Consider the following 22,665-nt stretch of genomic DNA (forward strand, 5'->3'; position numbering starts at 1 on the left):
CATATTGCGATGCTTGATATATGGAGCGGAATGGTCCATTTTAAAAACGAATGTTTCTGAAGTTCTTCATCACGGAGATTGATATGGCGAGAAATCTGGACATGACCGCGTTGCGCTCCTTTGTGACCGTTGCCGATGCCGGTGGCGTGACCAAGGCGAGCGGGTTTCTGAACCTGACGCAGTCGGCCGTTTCGATGCAGCTGAAGCGGTTGGAGGAATCGATCGGCGTTTCGCTTCTTGATCGCACCGCGCGGCGCTTGTCGCTGACCGGCGCGGGGGAACAGATGCTGGGCTATGCCCGCCGCATGCTGGAGCTGAATGACGAGGTGTTGGGCCGTTTGACCGCCAATGAATACGAGGGCGAGCTGACCCTCGGCGTGCCCCATGACATCGTTTACCCGGCGATCCCGCAGGTGCTGCACCGGTTCAACGCCGCCTATCCGCGGATGAAGGTGCAACTGCTGTCCTCCTACACCTCGCGGCTGAAGGAGATGTTCAGCCGGGGGGAGGTCGACGTGATCCTCACGACCGAGAACAGTGCCGATCCGGGCGCGGAGACCCTGCGCGAGCGGTCGCTGATCTGGGTGGGCGCCGAGGATGGGCAGGTGTGGAAGCAGCGCCCGCTGCGGCTGGCTTTCGAGCATAACTGCATCTTCCGCAAATCGGTGCAGGGAGCGCTGGATGCAGCGGGGATCAGTTGGGAGATGGCCGTCGAAAGCGAAAGCACCCGGACCGTCGAAGCTTCGATCAGTGCCGATCTGGCGGTGCATGCCTGCATCGAGGGGACCGAGCCGCCTTATGTGGAGCGGGTCGCCCATAACGGGGCTCTGCCCGACCTTCCGATGGTCAAGATCAACATGTACCGCGCCGATCTGGCCGGCGATGAGCCGACCCATGCTCTGACCGATCTGGTCCGTCAGGCGTTTCAGTCAGCCTGAGCGCTACCCGGCCTCGCCGCCCGCGGCGGCGGCCGGATCCCACACCGCAAGGCCCAGTTGCCGGGCGGCGGCCAGAGACAGGATCGGGCTGTCCAGCCCCTGCGGCGCCTGAAAGGCACGGATGGCACGGCGGGTGCGGGCATCCATAATACCGCTTGGCGGTCCGCGATAAAGATCGCGTGCGGCCAGCGCGCGTTGCAGGGTCGAGATGAATTCCGGATCGCCGATTTCCGCCTGACACGGGGTCTCGAACCACAGCTCACGGCGTTCGCGGACAATCTGCTGGCGGGTTTCGGTGATGAAAATGGCGGGTTCCCGCACCTCGCCCGCGCTGCCGATCTGGGGCGGTTGCAGCATGATCTGGTCGGTGACGGTTTCAATAACCGCGGGCGTCGTTTCGCGCCCGTAGCAGGCGTTAGGATCGGCGCCCGGCGGGCCCATGCCGCGGCTGACCTCGACCGTGTTGGGCGCGATCAGCCCGCTGATATCGGGTGTGGCCGCGGGGCCGCAGGCGGAAAGCGCCAGCAGGCCCGGAAAGAGGATACGAAGATACACTGCGCGATTTTCCTGCCCGGTTGATCCGGTTTCGCGGCAGATTACAGGATTTCGACCGTCCGCGAAAGCGGTACGGCGCATGGCGCGGATCTGTGGGGCCGGAATGTCGCAGGTCGATTGGGGGCTGGAAAGGCCGCGCACGTCCCGCTACTTAAGGCGCGAACCGGCTTCAACCGCAAAGGCGAGACATGGCGAAGATCACCTATATCGAACATAACGGCACCGAACATGTGGTGGATGTGGCCGACGGGCTGACCGTGATGGAAGGCGCGCGCGACAACAATATCCCCGGCATCGAGGCCGATTGCGGCGGCGCCTGCGCGTGTTCTACCTGCCATGTCTATGTGCATCCCGACTGGGTCTCGAAACTGCCCGAGATCGACCCGATGGAAGAGGATATGCTCGAATTCGCCTATGAACCGAACCCCGAACGCTCCCGCCTGACCTGCCAGTTGAAGGTGACCGATGCGCTGGATGGTCTGGTCGTGCAGATGCCCGAAAAGCAGATCTGATGCTGCGGCGCACCGGCCTGGCCCTGTGGCTCTGCCTGTCGGGCGGCGCCGCGGCAGCCTGTACGGTTGCGCCCCACACCGTTACCGACATGCCCGAAAGCGTCGTCACCCATGACGGCCCGGGATTTTCGCGCGCGTGGTTCGACGGGGCCACCACCCGCTACGCGCATGCGGTGCTGGGCGACGGGATCGAGGCCACCCGGCTTCTGGTATCCTCCCCCACATCGACCCATGGCTGCGGTGTGCTGATCGCCCGGCTGGACGCCGATCACGTCTTCGAGGATCTGGCGCCGCGTCTGAATGATCTGGACGGGGACGGGGCGCCGGAGGTGATCGTGGTGCGCACCCATGTGGATCGCGGGGCGCAACTGGCGATTTATGGCGATGCGGGCGATGGCGAGACCCTGCGCCTGATCGCCGCGACACCCTATATCGGGCAGACCCGGCGCTGGCTGGCCCCGATCGGCGTGGCGGATATGGACGGGGACGGCGCCATGGAAATCGCCTATATCGACCGCCCGCATCTGGCAAAAACCCTGCGGATCTGGCGCTACGACGAGGGAACGCTGCGCGAAGTGGCGGCGGCCTCGGGCCTCACCAACCACCGGATCGGCGAGGATTTCATCTCCGGCGGCATTCGCGACTGCGGCGCGGGCCCCCAGATCGTGACCGCGGATGCGGACTGGCGTCGCGTGGTGCTGACGACGCTGGCGCGCGACGGCAGCCTGAGCGCCCGGGCCGTGGCCGATTTCACCCCGCAGGCGATGGCGAATGTCCTGTCCTGCCGGCGCTGACCGCCGCCCGGGGTTGACTTCGCCTGTCTGCCAAGGTGTATCGGCGCGAACCGCTTTTCCGATCCGAGGACGCCCCAGATGCACGCCTATCGCAGCCATACCTGCGCCGACCTGAACAGCTCTCATGTAGGGCAGACCGTGCGTCTGGCCGGGTGGGTGCACCGGGTGCGCGACCACGGGGGAATCCTGTTCATCGACCTGCGCGATCACTACGGAATGACCCAGGTTCTGTGCGATCCCGACAGCCCGGTCTTCACGCAGATGGAGGCCGTGCGCTCGGAATGGTGCATCCGGATCGACGGAGAGGTGAAGGCCCGCGACGCCGATCTGGTGAACACCAGGATTCCAACCGGCGAAATCGAGGTCTTCGTCCGCGATATGGAGGTTCTGGGTGCTGCGGCAGAGTTGCCGCTGATGGTTTTCGGGGATCAGGAATACCCCGAGGAAACGCGGCTTCGCTACCGCTATCTGGACCTGCGGCGCGAGGTCATGCAGGAGAACATGAAGCTTCGCTCCGATGTGGTGGCCTCCATGCGGCGGCGGATGTGGGATATCGGCTTTCGCGAGTTTCAGACGCCGATCATCACCGCGTCCAGCCCCGAAGGCGCGCGCGACTTTCTGGTGCCGTCGCGGCTGCACCCGGGCAAGTTCTACGCGCTGCCCCAGGCCCCGCAGCAGTTCAAGCAGCTGTTGATGGTGTCCGGCTTTGACAAGTATTTCCAGATCGCGCCCTGCTTCCGTGACGAAGACCCCCGTGCCGACCGCTCGCCCACGGATTTCTATCAGCTCGATATGGAGATGAGCTTCGTCGAGCAGCAGGACGTGTTCGACACGATCCAGCCCGTCATCAAGGGCGTGTTCGAGGAGTTCGGAAACGGCGCCAAGGTCGATCAGGACTGGCCGCAGATCTCCTACAAGGATGCGGCGCTCTGGTACGGTACGGACAAGCCCGACCTGCGCAACCCGATCAGGATGCAAGTGGTCAGCGACCATTTCCGAGGCTCCGGTTTCGCGATTTTCGCCAAGCTGCTGGAACAGGACGGGACCGAGGTGCGCGCCATTCCCGCGCCCGGCGGAGGCAGCCGCAAGTTCTGTGACCGGATGAACAAGTTTGCACAGGAACAGGGCCTTCCGGGGATGGGCTATATCTTCTGGCGTGAAGTGGATCAGGGCGTCATGGAGGCCGCGGGCCCGCTGGCCAAGAACATCGGCCCCGAGCGGACCGAGGCGATCCGGCAGCAACTGGGCCTCGGCGTCGGGGATGCAGCGTTCTTCCTCGCCGGCAAACCTTCGCAATTCGAGGCCGTTGCGGGCCGGGCCCGCGTGGTCATCGGCTCGGAGCTTGGCCTGACCGAGGAAAACCGCTTCGCCTTCGCGTGGATCGTGGATTTCCCGCTTTACGAGGCGGATGAGGAGACCGGGCGGGTCGACTTCTCCCACAACCCGTTCTCGATGCCGCAAGGCGGTATAGAGGCGCTCGACGGCGACCCGCTGGAGGTTCTGGGGTATCAGTACGATCTTGCTTGCAACGGTTACGAACTGGTTTCGGGCGCGATCCGGAACCATATTCCCGAGATCATGTTCAAGGCATTCGCCGTTGCCGGCTATGACGAGGCCGAGGTGCGCAAACGCTTCGGCGGCATGGTCAACGCGTTCCAATACGGCGCGCCGCCTCATGGCGGTTGCGCGGCCGGGATCGACCGGATCGTGATGCTTCTGGCGGATACGGCCAATATCCGGGAGGTGATCCTGTTTCCGATGAACCAGCGGGCCGAAGACCTGATGATGAACGCCCCGTCGGACCCCACAAGCGACCAGTTGATGGAACTGGGCCTTCGGGTTCTGCCGCAGGACTGACGAAAGGCTGCCCACTGATCCGGGGCAGCCTCATCATATCATTTGCTGCGTTCGGGCCTCAGTCCTCCAGCTTGTCCTTCTGCTTCTCCTCGACAAGCCCGCGCTCCTCGACCTTGCGTTTGCGGAAGCGCTCACCGAATTCCTCGTCCTGCTCCGCGCCGATGACCTTCTTGGCCCGGGCGAAGACCTCGTTTTCTTCCTCTTCCATATGATGTTCGTATTCATCGCGGAGGGTCTTGAATTTGGTGAGCCAGCCGCCGGAAGACATGTCCATCTCGTTCAGTTCGTCCAGTAGGTCGTCTATCTGTGCATGCTCATGCACCGAATGCCGCGCCGCATCCTGACCCCAGGTCTTGCTGATCAGCTTGGAATAGAATGTCTCTTCCTCGGCCGCGGAATGGGATTTGATCTCGTGATAGAAACGGGTCCACGCGGCACGCCGTTCCTCGCTGTCGCCGGTGGTTTCGCCGAGACGCTCCATCAGGGCACGGTGAGTATCGTGATCTTTCTTGATCTCTTCATAGATGGACGCCATCGGGGAACTCCTTTGCCTAGGACATCAGTCGCAAGGCAAACGCGGATTTACCCGCGTGGGTTCCCCGATGATGCCCGGTTTAAAGGGCCACGCGCGTCGCCGCCCCGCTTTTGCTGGCCAGATCGGCGGCGACCGATGCGACGGCAAGATCCTGCAGCCCCACCCCCGTGCCGTCGAAAAGCGTGATCTCATCCCCGTCCGAGCGCCCGGGATGGGTGCCGTTGATGACATCGCCGATGGGCGTGATGTCGTTTTCGCGGATCTGGCCGGATTTCACCGCATGTTGCGCCTCGCCAAGGCTGATCGATTGCGCGATCTCGTCGGTGAAGACGGTGGCCGAGGCCAGGATTGCGGGGTCGACCTCCTGCTTGCCGACGGTGTCCGTGCCCATGCAGGCGATGTGCGTGCCTGGCTTGATCTGTGCCGCCATCAGCAACGGCTCGAACGCAGATGTGATGGTGATGATCACATCGGCCTCGGCGCCCAACCGGTCGCGGTCGACCGCTTCGAACTCAAGCCCGAGCTCCGCGGCCACCTCGCCCAGTTTCGGCAGCATCTCGGGATGCGGATTCCAGGCAACGACCTTCTCGAAGGCGCGCTGCTCGGCTGCGGCCCGCAACTGGAAGGAGGATTGGTGGCCCGCCCCAACCATGCCCAGCACCTTGGCGTCCTTGCGCGCCAGATGCGCGATGGAGACCGAGGATGCCGCGGCGGTGCGCACCGCCGTCAGATAGTTACCACCCACCAGCGCCTTCAGCTTGCCGGTGTCCGGATCGAACAGGAACACGGTGGACTGGTGGTTGGTCAGCCCCTTGTCCGCGTTGCCGGGCCAGTAGCCGCCGGATTTCAGGCCGAGCGTCAGCCCGGCCCGGTCGAAACCGGACTTGAAACCGTAAAGCGCATCCGCATGGCGGATCGCCTCGCGGATCACCGGGAAGTTGTAGGCATCCCCCCGCGCCATGGCGGCAAACACCTGCTCCACCGCCGTGAAGGCGTCGCCACGGCCCACCACCTGCTGGCACACCTCTTCCGAGACGATCACCAAGCCGTCCGTCACATCACCCATCGCATTCATCCCAATTCCTCCATGGCGGGCAGGGGCGCACACGCCCCCGCCCGAAGCGTTCCAAAAACACGCAGATCCGACAGGTCAGTAGGCCTTGCCGCGCGCCGATACCGGCCAGAGCGTTTCCACCTTGCCGTTCCGCACGCCCACATACCAGTCATGGACATTGCAGGTCGGGTCGCAATGGCCGGGCACAAGCTTCAGCTTGTCATTGACCTTCAGGACGCCGTCCGGATCGGCAACCACCCCATGCTCATCCGAGCATTTGACGTATTCCACGTCCGTGCGCCCGAAAATCACCGGCAGGCCGCTGTCGACGGATTGCGCCTTCAGACCGGCATCCACGATTGCCTTGTCCGCCTTGGCGTGGCTCATCACCGAGGTCAGGATGAACAGCGCGTTTTCCCATTCGCCCTGATCGATCCGTTGCCCGTTCTCGTCGAGGATACGCCCGTAATCGGCGTCCATGAACGCATAGCTGCCACACTGCAATTCATTGTAAACACCTGAATTGCTTTCGAAATAATAAGATCCGGTGCCGCCGCCGCCAACGATGTCGCAGGCGATGCCATCGGCTTTCAGCGTATCCACCGCGTCCTTCACCTGCGCCACAGCGATGTCGATCTTGGCCTTCCGGTCATCATAGCTGTCCATATGCTGCATCGCGCCCTGATAGGCCTGGATCCCGGCAAATTTCAGTCCGTCGGCCGCCTCAATGGCCTTGGCGATCTCCACCACTTCGGGTGTCGTGGTGACCCCGCAGCGGCCCGCACCGCAATCGATCTCCACCAGACATTCGATCTCGGTTCCGTGCCGGACGGCCGCCGCCGAGAGATCCGCGACATTGGCAAGGTCGTCAACGCAGCAGATCGTCCGCGCGCCAAGCTTGGGCAGACGGGCCAGACGGTCGATCTTGGCCGGGTCGCGCACCTGGTTGGAGACCAGCACATCCTTGATGCCGCCGCGGGCGAAGACCTCCGCCTCGCTCACCTTCTGGCAGCACACGCCGCAGGCGCCGCCCAGAACGACCTGCAACTGCGCCACATCGACGGATTTGTGCATCTTGCCATGCACCCGGTGGCGCATTCCGTGAGCCTTGGCGTAGTCGCCCATCTTCTTGATGTTGCGTTCCAGCGCGTCCAGATCCAGCACCAGCGCCGGCGTCTGGATATCCGCCTCGTCCATGCCGATGGCGGCGGGGATGTCGTAGCCGACTTCAAGATCTTCGATTTTCACGTTCGCATTCATGGGGTTATCCTCCTTACGCTGCCATCCAGGGCAGTTTGTCCATATCCACGTTGCCGCCGGTTATCACCACACCGACCCGTTTGCCCCGGAACACGTCGGGGTTCTTCAGGATCGTGGCCAGCGGCACGGCGCAGCTTGGCTCCATCACGATCTTCATCCGCTGCCATGTGAGCTTCATCGCGTCGATGATCTCCTGCTCGGAGGCCGTCAGGATGTCGGTCACATGGTTCGACACGAAATGCCATGTGTTTTCCTTCAGCGGCACCTTTAGCCCGTCGGCGATGGTGACTGGCGCGTCATCGGCAATGATGCGACCTGCCTTGAAGCTGCGATAGGCATCGTCGGCCTGCTCCGGTTCGGCGGCGTAAATCTCCATATCCGGTGCGATGTTCGAAAGCGTCAGGCAGCAGCCCGAGATCATCCCGCCCCCGCCGATCGGGGCGATCACCGCGTCCAGATCGGAAACCTGCTCCACCAGTTCGCGCGAGCATGTTCCCTGGCCCGCGATCACGCGCGGGTCATTATAGGGGTGTACGAAATCGGCGCCGGTCTCTTCATGCACCTTCGCGAAAACCTCTTCGCGGCTGCTGGTCGACGGCTCGCACTCGGTAATGATCCCGCCATAGCCGCGTACCGCCGCCTTCTTCGCCTCGGGCGCCGTGCGGGGCATCACCACATGGCACGGAATGCCGCGCCGGCCCGCGGCGTAGCTGAGCGACAGCGCGTGGTTTCCGGACGAATGCGTCGCGACACCTTTTGCCGCCATCTCCTCGGAGAGCCCGAAGACCGCGTTCGACGCGCCACGCACCTTGAACGCGCCGGCCTTCTGGAAGTTCTCGCATTTGAAGAACAGCTCGGCGCCCGTCAGCTCGTTGAAATAGCTCGATGTCAGAACCGGCGTGCGATGGATATGGGGCGCAATCCGCTCATGCGCCTGCAACACATCGTCGAATGTGGGCAAGGGTCGTTCTGTCATGTCTTTCATTCTCTCCTCCCTCTTACGCGGCCGATTTCAGCGTGGCGGCCCGCGATGTGCGGAAATACTCCTGGGCGGCGGAGACGCCGTCGCCCAACTCGATGGGGTAGTTCAGATCGGCCATCGCCATCTCGATCGTGGCCAGCCCGGACAGCACCATGACATCGGTCAGCGAGCCCAGATGCCCGATCCGGAAGGCCTTGCCGTTCATCTCGCCCAGACCGACGCCGAAGCTGACGCCATAGGCCTTGAAGGCATGATCGGTCAGCGCGTTGCTGTTGAATCCCTTGGGCACGTAAATGGCGCTGACCGTGTCGGAGTAAAGCTCGGGCGATTGCGCCACAAGCTGCAGGCCCCATCCGCGGACTGCCCTACGCACACCTTCTGCAAGACGATGATGGCGCGCATAGACGTTTTCCAGACCTTCCTCGGCCAGCATCTTCAGGCTTTCGCGCATGCCATAGATCAGTTGCAGCGGTGGCGTGTAGGGGAAGCCGCCTGTCGCGTTCGACTGCATCATGTCGCGGAAATCGAAAAATGTGCGGGGCAGGGTGGCATCGTCCATCGCCGCCAGAGCCTTGGGGCTCGCGGCCAGAATGGCCATGCCTGTGGCCAGCATGAAGCCCTTCTGGCTGCCGGAGACGGCAATATCCACGCCCCAGGCATCCATTTCGAACGGCATCGAGGCAAGCGAACTGACGCAATCCACCAGCAACAGGGCCGGGTGATCGGCGGCATCCATCGCCCCGCGGACCTCCCCGATGTCGGATTTCACGCCGGTCGCCGTCTCGTTATGGGTGACGAGCACCGCCTTGATCGCGTGGACGCTATCGGCCCTCAGAGCCTCTTCGAACCTGTCGGCCGGTGCACCGGCGCCCCAGTCGCATTCGATGATGCGGACATCCAGCCCGTGGCGCTGACACATGTCGATCCAGCGATGACTGAACATGCCGTAGCGCGCGACCAGAACCGTGTCGCCCGGACTCAGCGTGTTTGTGATCGCCGCTTCCCATCCGCCCGTTCCGGAGGCGGGGAAGGTGATGACATGACCGGTTTTGGTGCCGAAGACCTCCTTGCAGCCGTCGAGCACGGGCAGAAGTGTATCCACGAAATCCGGTGCGCGATGGTCGCGGGTCTGCACCTGCATCGCATGGCGCAGCCGATCCGGCATGTTGGTTGGGCCGGGGATGAACAAAGGGTTCTGGTCGGACATGGCACGATCTCCTCCGTGATGCTGAAGCTGTTATAGCAGTCCGACGACCAGTTGCAATTTTTTCGAAAGTGTTTTTCATTTTCAGATGAATCAAGCTATACCTCTGTATATAAACAATAAAGAGTTTTCCACTAATCTCTTTCAATATTCCATTGAAAATATTTTTCAGAATGATAGGTCTGTGGCGAGGCTCGCAGCAAGTGGAGATGTGGTCATGGCGGAGATACAGCGAAAACCCCGCGGGCGGCCGAAATCGCCCTTCACCGAAGGCGGTGGAAGCACCATACAGGCTCTGGACCGTGCCCTGGCTGTGTTGAGTGCGCTGGCGCGGCAGGATCACGCCTCGCTGACCGACCTGTCCGACAGTCTGAACATTCCCACAGCGACGACGCACCGGATCCTCGCCACCTTGCAGCAGAACGGGTATGCCGAACTGGACGAGGCCAGCCAGACCTGGGCCGTGGGCGTGGAAGCCTATCGCACCGGCTCGGCCTATCTGAACCGGACGACGCTGATGGATGTGGCCCGCCCCGCGATGCGGTCGCTTATGCAGGCTACGGGCGAGACCGCGAACCTTGCCGTGCCCGACGGCGCCGAAGTGGTCTTCATCGGCCAGATCGAAACCCAGAATCCGATCCGTGCCTTTTTTGCGGCGGGCACACGCACGCCCATGCATGCCTCGGGCACCGGCAAGGCGATTCTGGCCAGCATGCCGGAGGCGCATCTGTCGCGGCTTCTGTCCCGCGCCGAGTTGCGAGAGTTCACCGACCAGACCCTGACGACGGAGGCGCAACTGCGCGCCGATCTGGAGGAGACGCGCGCGCGCGGCTGGTCCTTCGATCAGGAGGAGCGGCATCGCGGCATGTCCTGCATTGGCGCGGCCATCTATGACGCGCGGGGGGAGATTGTCGCGGGCGTGTCGATTTCGGGGCCCAGCACGCGATTTGCCGATCGCCGGGTCGCGGCCTTCGGCGCCCGCGTGGCCGAAGCGGCCCGCGAAATCACCGAAGGGATCGGGGGGCGCATGCCGGCCTTGGAACGGGCAGGCGGTGAGCCGCTCGGCTAAAGGCTTGCCAGCGCGATGAATTTCGCCTTTTGTCGAAACCGGCGCCGTTGCCGCGATTTGGGGAGGGGTCATGGCAGATCACGACAGGGCCGGAGAGCCGGTTCCGGGATTCCGCCCACCGCCCCCACCGGGCGGAGAGCCGTTGGCCGGGCGCTATGCGCGGCTGGTCCGGCTCAGCGCCGACGAGCACGCGGCCGATCTGCATCGGGCCAATTCGGTCAGTGATGCGATCTGGGATTTTCTGCCCTACGGCCCGTTTTCCTCCGCGGCGGCCTATCACCGTTGGGTGCGGGAGGTGGAGGCCGGTCCGGACCCGCTCTTCTATGCAATCCAGAATCTGGAGACCGGCCAGTGGAGCGGTGTAGCCAGTTACCTTCGGATCACACCCGAGATGGGCACGATCGAGGTCGGCCATATCAATTTCGCCCCCGCCATGCAGCGTACGCGCGCCGCGACCGAAGCCATGTATCTGATGATGGAATGGGCATTCGAGGCGGGATATCGGCGCTATGAATGGAAATGCAACGCCCGCAATCTAGGCTCGCGCAGGGCGGCCGAGCGCTTGGGCTTTTCCTATGAGGGCGTCTTTCGGCAGGCCGCCGTGGTCAAGGGGCGCAATCGGGATACGGCCTGGTTTGCCTGTATCGACGCGGAATGGCCCGCCCTGAAGGAGGCGTTCCGGGCCTGGCTTTCACCCCAGAACTTCGACGCCGAGGGGCGCCAGAAGGAACGCCTGGGCGATCTGACCCGGCTGGTGCGTGTCAGTTCGGATCCCGCGCTTCCGGGTCCGTCAGGCGACTAGACCGCCGCGACATGCCGGATCCGGTCTGACAGAAGCGCCCGAAGGCTGACGCGATCGCCATGCGCCAGAGGGCCGCTGGCGCGCGCGATGATATCTTCCAGCCCGGCATCATGTGCCGTGCGGGCGACGCCAAGCAGAAAGGGCCTCAGATAGGCCATGGGCGGGCTGTCCAGTTCCAGGAGCTTCATCGCATGGGTCAGATCCTCCCGAAAGGCGAGCGTATCGGGCTCCACCCGGTCATCCGAAGTGGGGCGCGGGCCTTTGGGTTGCAGGTCTTCCGGCAGATGGCGCAGGATCGCAGCCTGGAAAAAGGCCAGTGTTTCCATCGGTTTGGGCAGGAAGCCATCTGCCCCGGCCGCCATGACGTCGGTTTCGGACGCATCCGGGTCGGCGCCGGACGTCCCGAGGATCACGGGCACCCGGGGCTGGCCCGAATGGATTTCGGCAATCAGGTCAAGGCCGGATCCGTCCGGCAGGCCAAGATCGATGATGGCGACGGACGGGCGGTAGACGGCCAGATGCCGCCGGGCGGAGGTCAGGCAATCGGCCCGCCGGATGCGGGCGCCCGACCGCAGGCACAACAGCCTCAGCGCTTCGGATGCGAAACGGCTGTCCTCAACCACCAGAACGGTCAGCCCCAGCAAGGGTCGCGCCGCCGTCGGTTTCGGTCGAAAGTCGAGATCTGCAACAAAGTCGTCCATTTCGTCATGCCCCCATTACGGCTGATTCCCTGGATGATTAGAGCCGCGTAAGGTTGACAAGCTGTAAACGGTGCCGCGGCGACAGGACGCTTGGCATTTCCACCGTCGCGCGCCATATCACTCCCCAGTCAGTCCTGCGCAGGAGAGCTTCGATGATCGGCCGTTTGAACCATGTCGCCATTGCCGTGCCCGATCTGGAGGCCGCGTCGGCACAGTATCGCGATACGCTGGGCGCCAAAGTCGGCGCGCCGCAGGACGAGCCGGATCACGGTGTGACGGTTGTGTTCATCGAGCTTCCGAACACCAAGATCGAGCTGCTGTACCCGCTTGGCGAGAACAGCCCGATTGCCGGTTTCCTTGAAAAGAACCCTGCGGGCGGGATCCATCATATCTGCTACGAGGTGGAGGACATCCTTTCGGCGCGGGATCGGTTGCAGGCGACGGGCGCCCGCGTTCTGGGTACGGGCGAGCCCAAGATCGGGGCGCATGGAAAGCCGGTCCTGTTCCTGCATCCCAAGGATTTTACCGGCACGCTGGTGGAACTGGAGCAGGTCTGATGAATGTTGTCAGCGGTCTGGTGCTTTATGCGATCATCTGGTTCATGACGCTGTTCGTGATCCTGCCGATCCGGATGACATCGCAGGGGGAGGCGGGGGAAATCGCGCGCGGCACCCATGCCTCTGCGCCCCACCGGCCGCAGCTGAAACGGCGGTTTCTGATAACCTCCGGTGTGGCCGCGGTGATCTGGGCCATCTTCGCGTGGATCATCCTTGGCGGCCTCATTACGATCGACGACATCGACCTGTTCACCCGGTTCGGGATGGGTGAGCGTTGAGCCTGTGATAGAGATGGGTGAAGGTGGCCGCACCCAGAACGGGCACCAGAAGGTTCACCACAGGGATTGTCAGCGGCACAGCCATCAGAACCCCGGCCGCAAAGATCGTGACCTTATGTGCGTTGCGGAACTGAGCGGCCCCGACCGCGTCCCGGCGGCGGAGCGCTACCATCTGCGCATACTCCCGGCCCAGAAGTATGCCGTTGACGATCCAGAACAGGGCCGGGGCCAGCGGTGGCATCGCGATATAGGCGACCAGTGCCACGAGGTTGACGCCGATGATGACGCCCAGGAATTTCAGACCGTCGCCAAGACCTTCGACAAAGCCGATATGGCGGGCGGGCGGCAGGTGCGGATAGTGCTGCGCCTCGACCGCGTCGGCGATCCGGTCGAGGAAGATGCCGGTGAAGGCCGAGGCCACGGGCACCATGAGGAAGATGGACAAAAGCAGCATCAGCGGTATGCCCGCAATCGTGAGGGCGTTGTCTATCCAGGTGATCTCGCCGAACCATGGCAGCGAAAAGCTGTCCGGCAGAAGCCAGCCAATCAGAATGACGAAAGCCGCGTAGAAGGCGGCAAGAAGGGTGACGGTCAGGCCAAGTCCAAGGCCCAGAACGCCCAGAAACCTTCGGTCGGACAGCTGGCCCACGGCCTTGATGAAATCGGAAAAGATCATGTTCGTCCCTCGACCCCGCATCCGGAATGTTACATGTCTTAACATCGGGTGTGCTGCGGGCGAGATCAAGCCCCCGCCAGCGTCATCACTCCGGCGTACCCGGTTGTCATGGCCTTGTCACCGTCCCGCGCGCGCTCAGCTTGCCTTCTTGCGTGTAGTCCGCTTCTTACCGCCCTTGGCCTGACGTTCGGCAATCAGTTGCACAGCCATCTCCATGGTCACATCGGCGGGGGCGGTCCCCTTCGGGATCGTGGCATTCACCTTGTCCCACTTCACATACGGGCCGTAGCGGCCTTCCATTACGTTGACCGCGCCACCGTGTTCGGGATGATCGCCCAGTTCATGCAATGGCGGCACCGTGGCCCCGCGCCCGCCGCGCTTTGCGGCCTTTGCAGCGATCAGTTCCACCGCACGGTTCATGCCGACGGTCCAGACTTCCTCCACATCGGGCAGATTGGCGTAGATCCGGCCATGTTTCACGAACGGACCGTAGCGACCGATACCGGCCTCAACCGGCTCTCCGTCCTCGGGGTGCTTGCCCACCTCGCGCGGCAGGTTCAGCAGCATCAGCGCCTTGTCGATATCCATCTGCGTGGCGTCCCAGCCTTTGGGAAGCGAGGCGCGTTTTGGTTTCTTTTCCTCCTCCGTCACTTCGCCCAACTGCACGTAGGGGCCAAAGCGGCCGGTTTTCAGATGCACCGGCAGCGACGTGTCGGGGTCCACGCCCAGCATCCGCTCCTCGGCCTGGTCCTCATCGCCGTCTCCGGGCGGGGCGAAGGCACGGGTGTAACGGCATTCGGGGTAATTGGAGCAGCCGATGAACGCCCCGCCGGAGCGCGCCGTGCGCATGCTGAGCCGCCCCTCCCCGCAATTGGGGCATAGCCTCGGGTCGGAACCGTCTTCCTTCGCCGGGAACAGATGCGGCTCCAGCACCTCATTGATCTTTTCCAGCACATCAGTGATCCGAAGCTCGGCGGTCTCGTCGACCGCAGCCTTGAAATCGCGCCAGAACCGCTCCAACACGTCCTTGTAGTTCCGCTCGCCGGCGCTGACCTCGTCAAGCTGGTTTTCCAGATCGGCAGTGAAATCATAGCCTACGTAGCGGCGGAAATAGTTGCTCAGAAACGCCGTGACCAACCGCCCCTTGTCTTCCGGGATCAGCCGGTTCTTGTCCTTCACCACATAGCCGCGATCCTGAATGGTCGTGACGATCGAGGCGTAGGTTGAGGGGCGTCCGATCCCCAGCTCCTCCATCCGCTTGACCAGTGTCGCCTCGGTATAGCGCGGCGGGGGCTGGGTGAAATGCTGCTGCCCCAGAACCGCGCCGTCGGCGCTGAGAACGCTGCCGCCGTTCTGGCGCAGGTCGCTGGCGGTCTCGTCCTCGATCACCACCGCATCGGCGTCGCCGGCGGCCTTGGCGAAGTCTGCTTCAAGGGCGGCGGCCTTCGGGGTCACGTCATCGCCTTCGGAAATCTGCGGCAGGCGCTTGTCGTCATCGGCCTCCACATCGTCGCGGCCTTCTTCGTAGACCTTGAGGAACCCGTCGAACAACACCACCTGACCCGTGGCGCGCAATACGACCTGCCCATCGGCGCTGGCCACATCCACCGTGGTGCGTTCCAGCCGCGCGCCCTCCATCTGGCTGGCGATCGTGCGCTTCCAGATCAGATCATACAGCTTTTTCTGGTCGTCTTCGGACAGGCGGATATCGTCAGGCGCCTTGGCCATATCCGTGGGGCGGATACATTCATGGGCTTCCTGTGCGTTCTTGGCCTTGTTCTTGTAGACGCGGGCGACTTTCGGGACGTAATCGGCGCCATACCGGTCCTTGATCGCGTCGCGTGCGGCGGCGACAGCTTCGGGGGCCATGTCGATCCCGTCGGTCCGCATATAGGTGATATGGCCCGCCTCATAGAGCCGCTGTGCGGCGCTCATCGTCTGGCGCGCGCCCATGCCGAACTTGCGGCTGGCCTCCTGTTGCAGGGTCGAGGTCATGAAAGGGGCGGCAGGATTGCGGTTGGCCGGTTTCGCCTCGACAGATTGCACCTTGAGCGCGCGGGACGAGACCGCCTTGACCGCCATCGACGCGGCGGCGGCGTTTTCCAGGTCGTACTTGTCGAGCTTCCTGCCGCCGAGCACCGTCAGACGCGCCTCGAAACTCTGGCCGCGCGGCGTATCGAGTACGGCGCGCACCGACCAGTATTCGCGGTGCTTGAACGCCTCGATCTCCATCTCGCGCTCGACGATCAGGCGCAGACAGACTGATTGCACGCGGCCTGCCGACTTCGCCCCGGGCAGTTTGCGCCAGAGCACCGGCGAAAGGTTGAAACCCACCAGATAGTCCAGTGCTCGGCGGGCCAGATAGGCCTCCACCAGCTCCATATCCACCTGCCGCGGATTCTTCATCGCATCGGTCACCGCGGCCTTTGTGATGGCATTGAAGACAACCCGGCTGACCGGTGTATCCTTCTTGATTGCCTTGCGCTTCCGCAGCGCCTCTTCGAGATGCCAACTGATCGCCTCGCCTTCGCGGTCCGGGTCGGTGGCGAGGATCAGGGCGTTGTCCTCTTTCAGCGCGTCGGCGATGGCCTTGACATGCTTCTTGCTGTCGCTGCCCACCTCCCACAACATCTCGAATCCCGCGTCCGTGTCCACCGATCCATCCTTGGGCGGCAGGTCGCGGACATGGCCGTAGGATGCGAGAACCGTGTAGTCATCTCCCAAATACTTGTTGATTGTCTTGGCCTTAGCGGGGGATTCGACAACGACAACAGGCATCAGGGATCACCTTTGAACAGGGAAGGGGTGTGGCGGCGGAACATGTGGGGCCTTGCCGGGGCTTGTCAATGCGCGTTTCGCTGCGGCACTCCGGCGGAGGTTATTTTGAAGCCGGGGTATCGAGATGCGATATGTTGCAATCCTGATAGCGGCCTGTCTGGCCTGGCCGGCGCTGGCCTCGCCTGTGGAGCCGGTGCCCGGTGTGCCCGAGCGGCGCGAGTTGCTGAACACGCTTCGGCCATTGGTGGAAAACGATCTGGGCGCGCCGGTGGAGTTCATGGTCGATCAGCTGCTCTGGGAGGATGATCGCGCCTTCGGCCGGGTGGTGGCGCAACGGCCCGGCGGAGGCCAGATCGATATCGCGACCACGCCGATGGTGCAGCGTGACGGAGTTTTACCCGAGGCGATCGACGGAACTCGGGTCGAGGCGTTTTTCCGGAAGACATCGGAGGGCTGGCAGGTGGTCACCTACGAAATCGGCACCACCAATACATGGTTCCTTGCCTATGATTGCGCCAATTACGGCGCCTTCATGCGGGAATGGGGCTGCTGATCGCTAGACGCATCGCGCCAGAAGCCCGCCCGGCCGGCGCTCGATGCTGCCGGCCAGTTCCATTTGCGCCAGCACGCGGGTGATATCCGGTGCGGGCAGGCCCAGATCGCGGATCAACTGATCCTCCGCCGTGGGGGAGGGGCCGAGCCGGGTCAGGATGCGTTTGCTGAGACTGTCGCTTGAAACAGGCGCCTGCGCCGCCGCCTCGGCAGGCCCGCCCGTCTGCTGCGGCGAAAGATGCTGCGGCTCGGGCGGCGGATCGGGCCGTGCATCGGGGGCGCTCGGCATGCCGATCTGTTCCAGCACGTCCTCTGCATTGCGCACCAGCGTCGCCCCATCGCGGATCAGCATGTTGCAGCCCGACGCGCGGGTGTCCATCGGGTGCCCGGGAACGGCCAGCACCTCCCGCCCCTGATCAAGGGCGATGCGCGCAGTGATGAGCGACCCTGATCGCGCGGCGGCTTCCACCACGACCACGGCGCGGGCCAGCCCCGAGACGATGCGGTTCCGGCGGGGGAAATGCCGGGCCTGCGGATCAAGCCCGAAAGGCTGTTCCGACAGGCGCAGCCCGCATTTGGCCATGTCATTGGCAAGACCGCTGTTTTCTGCCGGGTAGATCACATCCAGCCCGCCCGCGTGAACCCCGACAGTGCCGGTCTTGAGCGCCGCCAGATGGGCCAGCGTGTCGATGCCGCGTGCGAGGCCCGAGATCACCACATAGCCCGCAGCCCCCAGATCGGCGGCAAGACGTGTGGCCATCCGCGCGCCAAGCGAAGAAGCGTTCCGGGTGCCCACCAGCGCGATGGCGGGCTGCTGCACAAGGCCAAGATCGCCCATCGCCCAGAGAACCGGCGGCGCATCCGGCGTGCGGGCCAGCAGCGGCGGGTAGGATGCATCGCCAAGGCACAGCATCGTGGCACCCGCCCGCCTGGCGGCCCTCATCTCGGCAAGTGCCACGCCTTCGGGGCAGATCGCGTAGCGTTCGACACCTGCAGCGCGGGCGACCTCCGGCAGGGCGTCAAGGGCCGCCTGCGCGCTGCCATGTTCGGACAGAAGCCGCTGGAACGTCACCGGCCCGACCCGGCGGGAGCGGAAGAGCTGCAGTCGTGCAAGCCTGTCCGGCGCATCAAGGGCAGGCGGCGGCGTGAGGAGGGGGCAGGATTCGGCGAATCCCCAATCGGACCGTGCAGACATGCCGCGATGGTGTCGGCACAAGGGTTAAGAATGCCTTACAGTCCGCCAGAGAGCCCAGCACAAAGCGCCAGTGCCCAATGCGGTCAGCGGCAATGTGACGACGAACGACCATCCGGACGGAAACGGCGGGTAAACCGCACCCCCAAGGATCGCGGAGAACGGTAGCAACATCGCGACCGCATATCGGTCTGATCGCGGCGCGACCGATATCGCGGGGGTTCCGCTTCCAATATGCCATGCCGCGGCGAGCGTCACGGTGACCAGGCCGACCAGTGCCAGACCCCAGACACCCGCGCTGGCCGCCGTCATGACGAAAAGCGGAACCGACAGGAGCCCCGCAAGGCCGAAATCCCATCGCGTCGGGCTGAACCGGGCCCAGGGGCGATCCGAAAGCCAAACGCCCGCCAGCCACACAATGCCGATAATCATGACGAAGGAGACCCAATCCGGACCAACCGGAAGCCGCAGCGCAGGGTCTTCCGCAGCAAAAAGACGTCCCCAGGCGGGCCAGACAAATCCAAGGGTTATGAATAAGGTTGCAAGCTTCGGACCGCTCCATTCGCGCATCGCATGTCTGATGCCGAGCCATCCGATGCCGAAGACGACAATCAGGTGCCAGCCAAGGCTTGGCCATGCGAAAGAGAGCGGCGGCGCTTCGTAGGCAAGCGGGATCACCACAGCTTCGATGCACCAGCCCAACAGTGCTCCGGCCAGAATCAGTCCGGGCCATGTCGTTAGGCCAAAGCCCCAGATCACGACCAGTATGACATAGGCGAAAGCGGCGTAGAGCGCCCCGAAAGACGCCAGATATGAAACAAGGCCACCGCTCTCTGCCTTGGTCAGAACCGCTTCTACCGGACCTTCGTTGAGAAAGAAGAACTCGGAGAAAAACAGCGAAATCAGGCCGAATCCAAAGGCCGCCGTAATCCGGCCAGCCAAGATGCGGCCGATACTATGCAGCAGATCCGCCCACGGTAAGCCCGCCGATCAGAAGCGTGGGCTGGCCGACCCCGACTGGCACCCACTGGCCATTCTTGCCGCAATTGCCCATGCCGGGGTCGAGTGCCATGTCGTTTCCGATGGCACGGATTTGGGTCAGCGCGGTCGCCCCGTCGCCGATCAGCGTGGCCCCTTTCACCGGTGCGCCGATCTTGCCACCTTCGACGCGATAGGCCTCAGTGCAGCTGAAGACAAATTTGCCGTTGGTGATATCGACCTGGCCACCGCCGAAGCCCACCGCATAGATCCCGTCCTTCACATCGGCGACGATATCGCTCGGGTCGGCCTGCCCGCCGAGCATGTAGGTGTTGGTCATCCGCGGCATCGGGATATGGGCATAGCTTTCCCGGCGGCCGTTTCCGGTCGGCGCGACGCCCATCAGACGCGCATTCTGCCGGTCTTGCATGAAGCCCACCAGAATACCGTCCTCGATCAGGACATTCTTGCCCGACGGTGTTCCCTCGTCATCAACGGTCAGGCTGCCGCGCCGGTCGGGAATGGTGCCATCGTCCAGAACGGTGACACCGCGTGCGGCCACCTGCCGGCCCATGAGCCCGGCAAAGGCGGATGTCTTCTTGCGGTTGAAATCGCCCTCCAGCCCGTGGCCCACGGCCTCGTGCAGCAGTATGCCGGGCCAGCCAGGGCCAAGGGCCACATCCATCACGCCCGCGGGGGCGGGCACCGCCGACAGGTTGACGACCGCGATCCTCAGCGCTTCCCGCGCCGTCGTCTCCCAGTTCGCCCGTTCCAGAAGGCCGGTCAGTCCGACGCGCCCGCCACCCCCGGCGGAGCCGGTTTCGCGACGCCCGTTTTCCTCGACGATCACGCTGACATTCAGGCGCACCATGGGGCGGATATCGGCCACGCGGGTGCCTTCGGGCCGCAGGATCTCCACCTCCTGCAGGCTTGCCCCCATCGACGCGGACACCTGCACCACCCTGGGATCGAGCGCGCGGGCGAAGGCGTCGATCTCCTTCAATGTGTCGAGTTTTACCGAAAACTCGGCCCCGCTCATCGGGTCATCGTCAGTGTAGAGCTTACGGTTGGTTCCCTGCGGTCCGTCGGCCAGCGTGCCGCCGCCATCGCCCACAGCCAGCCGCGCGGTCTCCGACGCGCGCAGCAGCGCGGATTCGGAAATCTCGGTAGAATGGGCATAGCCCGCGACTTCTCCCCTGACGGCGCGCAGGCCGAAGCCTTCGGATGCGTCATAGCTGGCCGTCTTGACCCGCCCGTCGTCGAAGACCAGCATTTCCGAGCGCCGGCGTTCGAGGAAAAGCTCTCCGTCATCGGCGCCGTCTGTGGCCGCGCGCAGCACGCGGAGGGCGGCGGTCTCGTCGATCAGGGTGTCAAACGGGCGGAATGCTGTGGTCTGGGTCATGGAAGCTCCTGTCGGGCGGCAGCCGGAAGATCGTCAAAGTGAGACAATTTTGACCACTCTCTTGTATCCTGAACGTCTATATGGTTCATCCAGCTTGGAACGCAACGGAGGGTGGTCTGGCGAAGATCCGGCCAGCCTTCGAAGAACAGGACAATCGGTATGTCACTTCGTATGAAGATGAGCGGCCTCGGGGCCGGATTTGGCGCAATCCTTCTGGCCGGTGCAGTCAACGCGCAAAGCGTTGGCGAGGGGCTTGAGATCCGCGGGGCCCCCGTGCCGGGCGGGGTGAACTTTCAGCCCCCCGCGACCAATCTGGCCCGTGACCTGCAGGCGCTGGATACATTCCTGCTGGTGATCATCACGGCGATCGTGCTGTTCGTTGTCGGGCTGCTGGCCTGGGTCGTGCTGCGCCACAACGCGCGCGCCAACCCGACGCCGGCCACCTTCACCCACAACACCAAGATCGAGATCACCTGGACCGTAGTGCCGCTGATCATCCTGTTCGTGATCGGGGGCTTTTCGCTGCCGGTCCTGTTCAAGCAGCAGACGATCCCCGAAGCCGATGTCCTGATCAAGGCGACCGGTTACCAGTGGTACTGGGGCTATGAGTATCCCGAAGAGGGGCTGGCCTTCGAAAGCTTCATGCTGGAGCGGGACGAGCTTGAGGAATATGGCTACAGCCAGCAGGAATATCTGCTGGCCACCAACACCGCCGTGGTGGTGCCGACCGGCCAGAATGTGGTGATCCAGGTGACCGCGGCCGATGTGATCCATTCCTGGGCGATGCCCGCCTTCGGCGTGAAGCAGGATGGTGTGCCCGGCCGTCTGGCCGAGCTGTGGTTCGCGGTCGATCCCGGCATGGAAGGCATCTATTTCGGCCAGTGTTCGGAGCTCTGCGGCGTGAACCACGCCTATATGCCGATCACGGTTTTTGCCGTCACGCCCGAGGAGTACGAGGCCTGGCTTGCGGGCGAGGCGCAGGAATTCGCCTCCACCGGGACACGGGCCCCGCGCTATCTTGAACTGGCCGCGGTCGAGTAACGGTCGATGAGCGACGCCACCGCAAATAGCACGACCAGCGGCCCGGGCGAGGCGCAGTTCGGCGACTATGTCGCGCTGCTGAAGCCACGGGTGATGTCGCTGGTGGTCTTCACCGCTCTGGTGGGGCTGCTGGTGGCGCCGGTGGCGGTTCCCCCGATGATCGGCTTCACCGCGATCCTGTTCATCGCCATCGGGGCGGGGGCCTCGGGTGCGCTGAACATGTGGTACGATGCCGATATCGACGGGGTGATGAAGCGCACCGCCAGGCGTCCGGTTCCGTCCGGAAAGGTCGCCCCAGGAGAGGCGCTTGGCCTCGGGATCGCGCTTTCCCCGATGTCGGTGGCCATGCTGGGGCTGGCGACGAACTGGTTCGCGGCCGGGCTTCTGGCCTTCACCATCTTCTTCTACGCCGTGATCTACACGATCTGGCTGAAGCGCATGACCCCCCAGAACATCGTGATCGGCGGCGCGGCGGGTGCCTTCCCTCCGATGATCGGCTGGGCCGTGGCAACAGGCGGCGTGTCGCTGGAAAGCGCGCTGATGTTCGGGCTGATCTTCATGTGGACACCGCCGCATTTCTGGGCGCTGGCACTGTTCATGAAGTCGGACTACCACAAGGCGAAGGTGCCCATGCTGACCGTGACCCACGGCCGCGAGGAAACCCGCCGTCAGATCCTGATCTACACGATCCTGCTGGTTCCGGTGGCCATCGGCGCGGCCTTCACGTCCATCGGGGGGCCTCTCTATCTGGCCGTCGCGGTCGCTCTGAACGCGATCTTCCTCAAAGGGGCGTGGGCTATCTGGCGGCGTGACGAGACGGTGGCCGAGGCCGATGCCTACGCGACAGAGAAGAAGGTCTTCCGCTTCTCTCTCTATTATCTGTTCCTGCATTTCGGTGCGCTTCTGGCCGAGGCGGCGCTGCGCCCCTATGGCCTTGGAGGCTGGTAA

23 protein-coding genes are annotated in these 22,665 nt (G+C 63.7%); 11 read left to right on the forward strand and 12 right to left on the reverse strand.

What is annotated here, in order from left to right; genetic code table 11:
- Positions 1-83: 83 nt before the first annotated feature.
- Positions 84-938 carry a LysR family transcriptional regulator gene (locus D9R08_RS04990; protein WP_121897261.1) on the forward strand — a complete coding sequence of 285 codons (855 nt, stop codon included), beginning with the start codon at positions 84-86 and terminating at the stop codon, positions 936-938.
- A gap of 3 nt (positions 939-941) precedes the next feature.
- Here the strand turns inward: D9R08_RS04990 and D9R08_RS04995 are convergent, their stop codons facing one another.
- The gene (locus tag D9R08_RS04995; RefSeq protein WP_407690593.1) at positions 942-1,493 is read right to left on the reverse strand and encodes a peptidoglycan-binding domain-containing protein; all 552 of its coding nucleotides are present in this window, start codon (positions 1,491-1,493) and stop codon (positions 942-944) included.
- A gap of 188 nt (positions 1,494-1,681) precedes the next feature.
- Between D9R08_RS04995 and D9R08_RS05000 the strand changes: the two genes are divergently transcribed.
- From D9R08_RS05000 to aspS, 3 genes are all read left to right on the forward strand, one after another.
- Complete coding sequence (locus D9R08_RS05000) at positions 1,682-2,005, forward strand: 2Fe-2S iron-sulfur cluster-binding protein (protein ID WP_121896941.1); 324 nt, start codon at positions 1,682-1,684, stop codon at positions 2,003-2,005.
- Positions 2,005-2,799: an FG-GAP repeat domain-containing protein gene (locus D9R08_RS05005; protein ID WP_233557274.1), complete on the forward strand. Its 795-nt coding sequence runs from the start codon at positions 2,005-2,007 to the stop codon at positions 2,797-2,799. Before D9R08_RS05000 ends, D9R08_RS05005 begins: the two co-directional genes overlap by 1 nt.
- Before the next feature lie 78 nt (positions 2,800-2,877).
- Complete coding sequence (gene aspS / locus D9R08_RS05010) at positions 2,878-4,656, forward strand: aspartate--tRNA ligase (protein WP_121896942.1); 1,779 nt, start codon at positions 2,878-2,880, stop codon at positions 4,654-4,656.
- A 58-nt stretch (positions 4,657-4,714) separates the two neighbouring features.
- Here aspS and D9R08_RS05015 read toward each other — a convergent pair whose 3' ends face one another.
- From D9R08_RS05015 to bhcA, 5 genes are all read right to left on the reverse strand, one after another.
- Positions 4,715-5,191: a hemerythrin domain-containing protein gene (locus tag D9R08_RS05015; RefSeq protein WP_121896943.1), complete on the reverse strand. Its 477-nt coding sequence runs from the start codon at positions 5,189-5,191 to the stop codon at positions 4,715-4,717.
- Between the two features lie 79 nt (positions 5,192-5,270).
- Positions 5,271-6,236, reverse strand: coding sequence for an iminosuccinate reductase BhcD (bhcD, locus tag D9R08_RS05020; RefSeq protein ID WP_407690596.1), 966 nt, complete (start codon positions 6,234-6,236; stop codon positions 5,271-5,273).
- A gap of 105 nt (positions 6,237-6,341) precedes the next feature.
- Positions 6,342-7,505, reverse strand: a complete 1,164-nt coding sequence (gene bhcC, locus D9R08_RS05025) for a 3-hydroxy-D-aspartate aldolase BhcC (protein WP_121896944.1) — start codon at positions 7,503-7,505, stop codon at positions 6,342-6,344.
- 13 nt (positions 7,506-7,518) lie between these two features.
- The gene (gene bhcB / locus D9R08_RS05030) at positions 7,519-8,490 is read right to left on the reverse strand and encodes a beta-hydroxyaspartate dehydratase BhcB (RefSeq protein ID WP_121896945.1); all 972 of its coding nucleotides are present in this window, start codon (positions 8,488-8,490) and stop codon (positions 7,519-7,521) included.
- A gap of 13 nt (positions 8,491-8,503) precedes the next feature.
- A complete protein-coding gene (gene bhcA / locus D9R08_RS05035; protein ID WP_121896946.1) occupies positions 8,504-9,694 on the reverse strand; it encodes an L-aspartate--glyoxylate aminotransferase BhcA in 1,191 nt (396 codons plus the stop codon).
- Between the two features lie 214 nt (positions 9,695-9,908).
- Here bhcA and bhcR point away from each other — a divergent pair, with 214 nt between their 5' ends.
- On the forward strand, positions 9,909-10,760 hold the full coding sequence (bhcR, locus tag D9R08_RS05040) for an HTH-type transcriptional regulator BhcR (RefSeq protein WP_121896947.1): 852 nt from the start codon (positions 9,909-9,911) through the stop codon (positions 10,758-10,760).
- A 70-nt stretch (positions 10,761-10,830) separates the two neighbouring features.
- A complete protein-coding gene (locus D9R08_RS05045; protein WP_121896948.1) occupies positions 10,831-11,562 on the forward strand; it encodes a GNAT family N-acetyltransferase in 732 nt (243 codons plus the stop codon).
- On the opposite strand, the gene D9R08_RS05050 is transcribed toward D9R08_RS05045, so the two are convergent.
- The gene (locus D9R08_RS05050) at positions 11,559-12,263 is read right to left on the reverse strand and encodes a response regulator (protein ID WP_121896949.1); all 705 of its coding nucleotides are present in this window, start codon (positions 12,261-12,263) and stop codon (positions 11,559-11,561) included. The genes D9R08_RS05045 and D9R08_RS05050 overlap by 4 nt on opposite strands.
- Positions 12,264-12,415: 152 nt before the next feature.
- Here D9R08_RS05050 and mce point away from each other — a divergent pair, with 152 nt between their 5' ends.
- Positions 12,416-12,820, forward strand: a complete 405-nt coding sequence (gene mce / locus D9R08_RS05055; protein WP_121896950.1) for a methylmalonyl-CoA epimerase — start codon at positions 12,416-12,418, stop codon at positions 12,818-12,820.
- On the forward strand, positions 12,820-13,098 hold the full coding sequence (locus D9R08_RS05060) for a DUF1467 family protein (RefSeq protein WP_121896951.1): 279 nt from the start codon (positions 12,820-12,822) through the stop codon (positions 13,096-13,098). The genes mce and D9R08_RS05060 overlap by 1 nt, the downstream gene beginning before the upstream one ends.
- Here D9R08_RS05060 and D9R08_RS05065 read toward each other — a convergent pair.
- Both D9R08_RS05065 and topA read right to left on the reverse strand, forming a co-directional pair.
- On the reverse strand, positions 13,070-13,774 hold the full coding sequence (locus D9R08_RS05065; protein ID WP_121896952.1) for an EI24 domain-containing protein: 705 nt from the start codon (positions 13,772-13,774) through the stop codon (positions 13,070-13,072). The genes D9R08_RS05060 and D9R08_RS05065 overlap by 29 nt on opposite strands.
- Before the next feature lie 135 nt (positions 13,775-13,909).
- Positions 13,910-16,552, reverse strand: coding sequence for a type I DNA topoisomerase (gene topA, locus D9R08_RS05070; protein ID WP_121896953.1), 2,643 nt, complete (start codon positions 16,550-16,552; stop codon positions 13,910-13,912).
- Between the two features lie 124 nt (positions 16,553-16,676).
- Here topA and D9R08_RS05075 point away from each other — a divergent pair, with 124 nt between their 5' ends.
- A complete protein-coding gene (locus D9R08_RS05075) occupies positions 16,677-17,105 on the forward strand; it encodes a hypothetical protein (protein ID WP_121896954.1) in 429 nt (142 codons plus the stop codon).
- A gap of 3 nt (positions 17,106-17,108) precedes the next feature.
- Here D9R08_RS05075 and dprA read toward each other — a convergent pair whose 3' ends face one another.
- From dprA to tldD, 3 genes are read right to left on the reverse strand one after another with little or no spacing between them, the layout of a single operon-like run.
- Positions 17,109-18,299: a DNA-processing protein DprA gene (gene dprA / locus D9R08_RS05080; RefSeq protein WP_121896955.1), complete on the reverse strand. Its 1,191-nt coding sequence runs from the start codon at positions 18,297-18,299 to the stop codon at positions 17,109-17,111.
- Between the two features lie 24 nt (positions 18,300-18,323).
- Entirely contained in the window at positions 18,324-19,238 is a 915-nt protein-coding gene (locus D9R08_RS05085) for a hypothetical protein (protein ID WP_121896956.1), read from the reverse strand.
- A 13-nt stretch (positions 19,239-19,251) separates the two neighbouring features.
- Positions 19,252-20,676 (reverse strand): metalloprotease TldD, encoded by a 1,425-nt coding sequence (gene tldD / locus D9R08_RS05090; RefSeq protein WP_121896957.1) that lies wholly within the window; start codon positions 20,674-20,676, stop codon positions 19,252-19,254.
- 159 nt (positions 20,677-20,835) lie between these two features.
- Between tldD and coxB the strand changes: the two genes are divergently transcribed.
- Both coxB and cyoE read left to right on the forward strand, forming a co-directional pair.
- Positions 20,836-21,717: a cytochrome c oxidase subunit II gene (gene coxB / locus D9R08_RS05095; RefSeq protein ID WP_121896958.1), complete on the forward strand. Its 882-nt coding sequence runs from the start codon at positions 20,836-20,838 to the stop codon at positions 21,715-21,717.
- Between the two features lie 6 nt (positions 21,718-21,723).
- Positions 21,724-22,665 carry a heme o synthase gene (gene cyoE, locus D9R08_RS05100; RefSeq protein WP_121896959.1) on the forward strand — a complete coding sequence of 314 codons (942 nt, stop codon included), beginning with the start codon at positions 21,724-21,726 and terminating at the stop codon, positions 22,663-22,665.

This window comes from Rhodophyticola porphyridii, assembly GCF_003688285.1.
Lineage (GTDB): Bacteria > Pseudomonadota > Alphaproteobacteria > Rhodobacterales > Rhodobacteraceae > Rhodophyticola > Rhodophyticola porphyridii.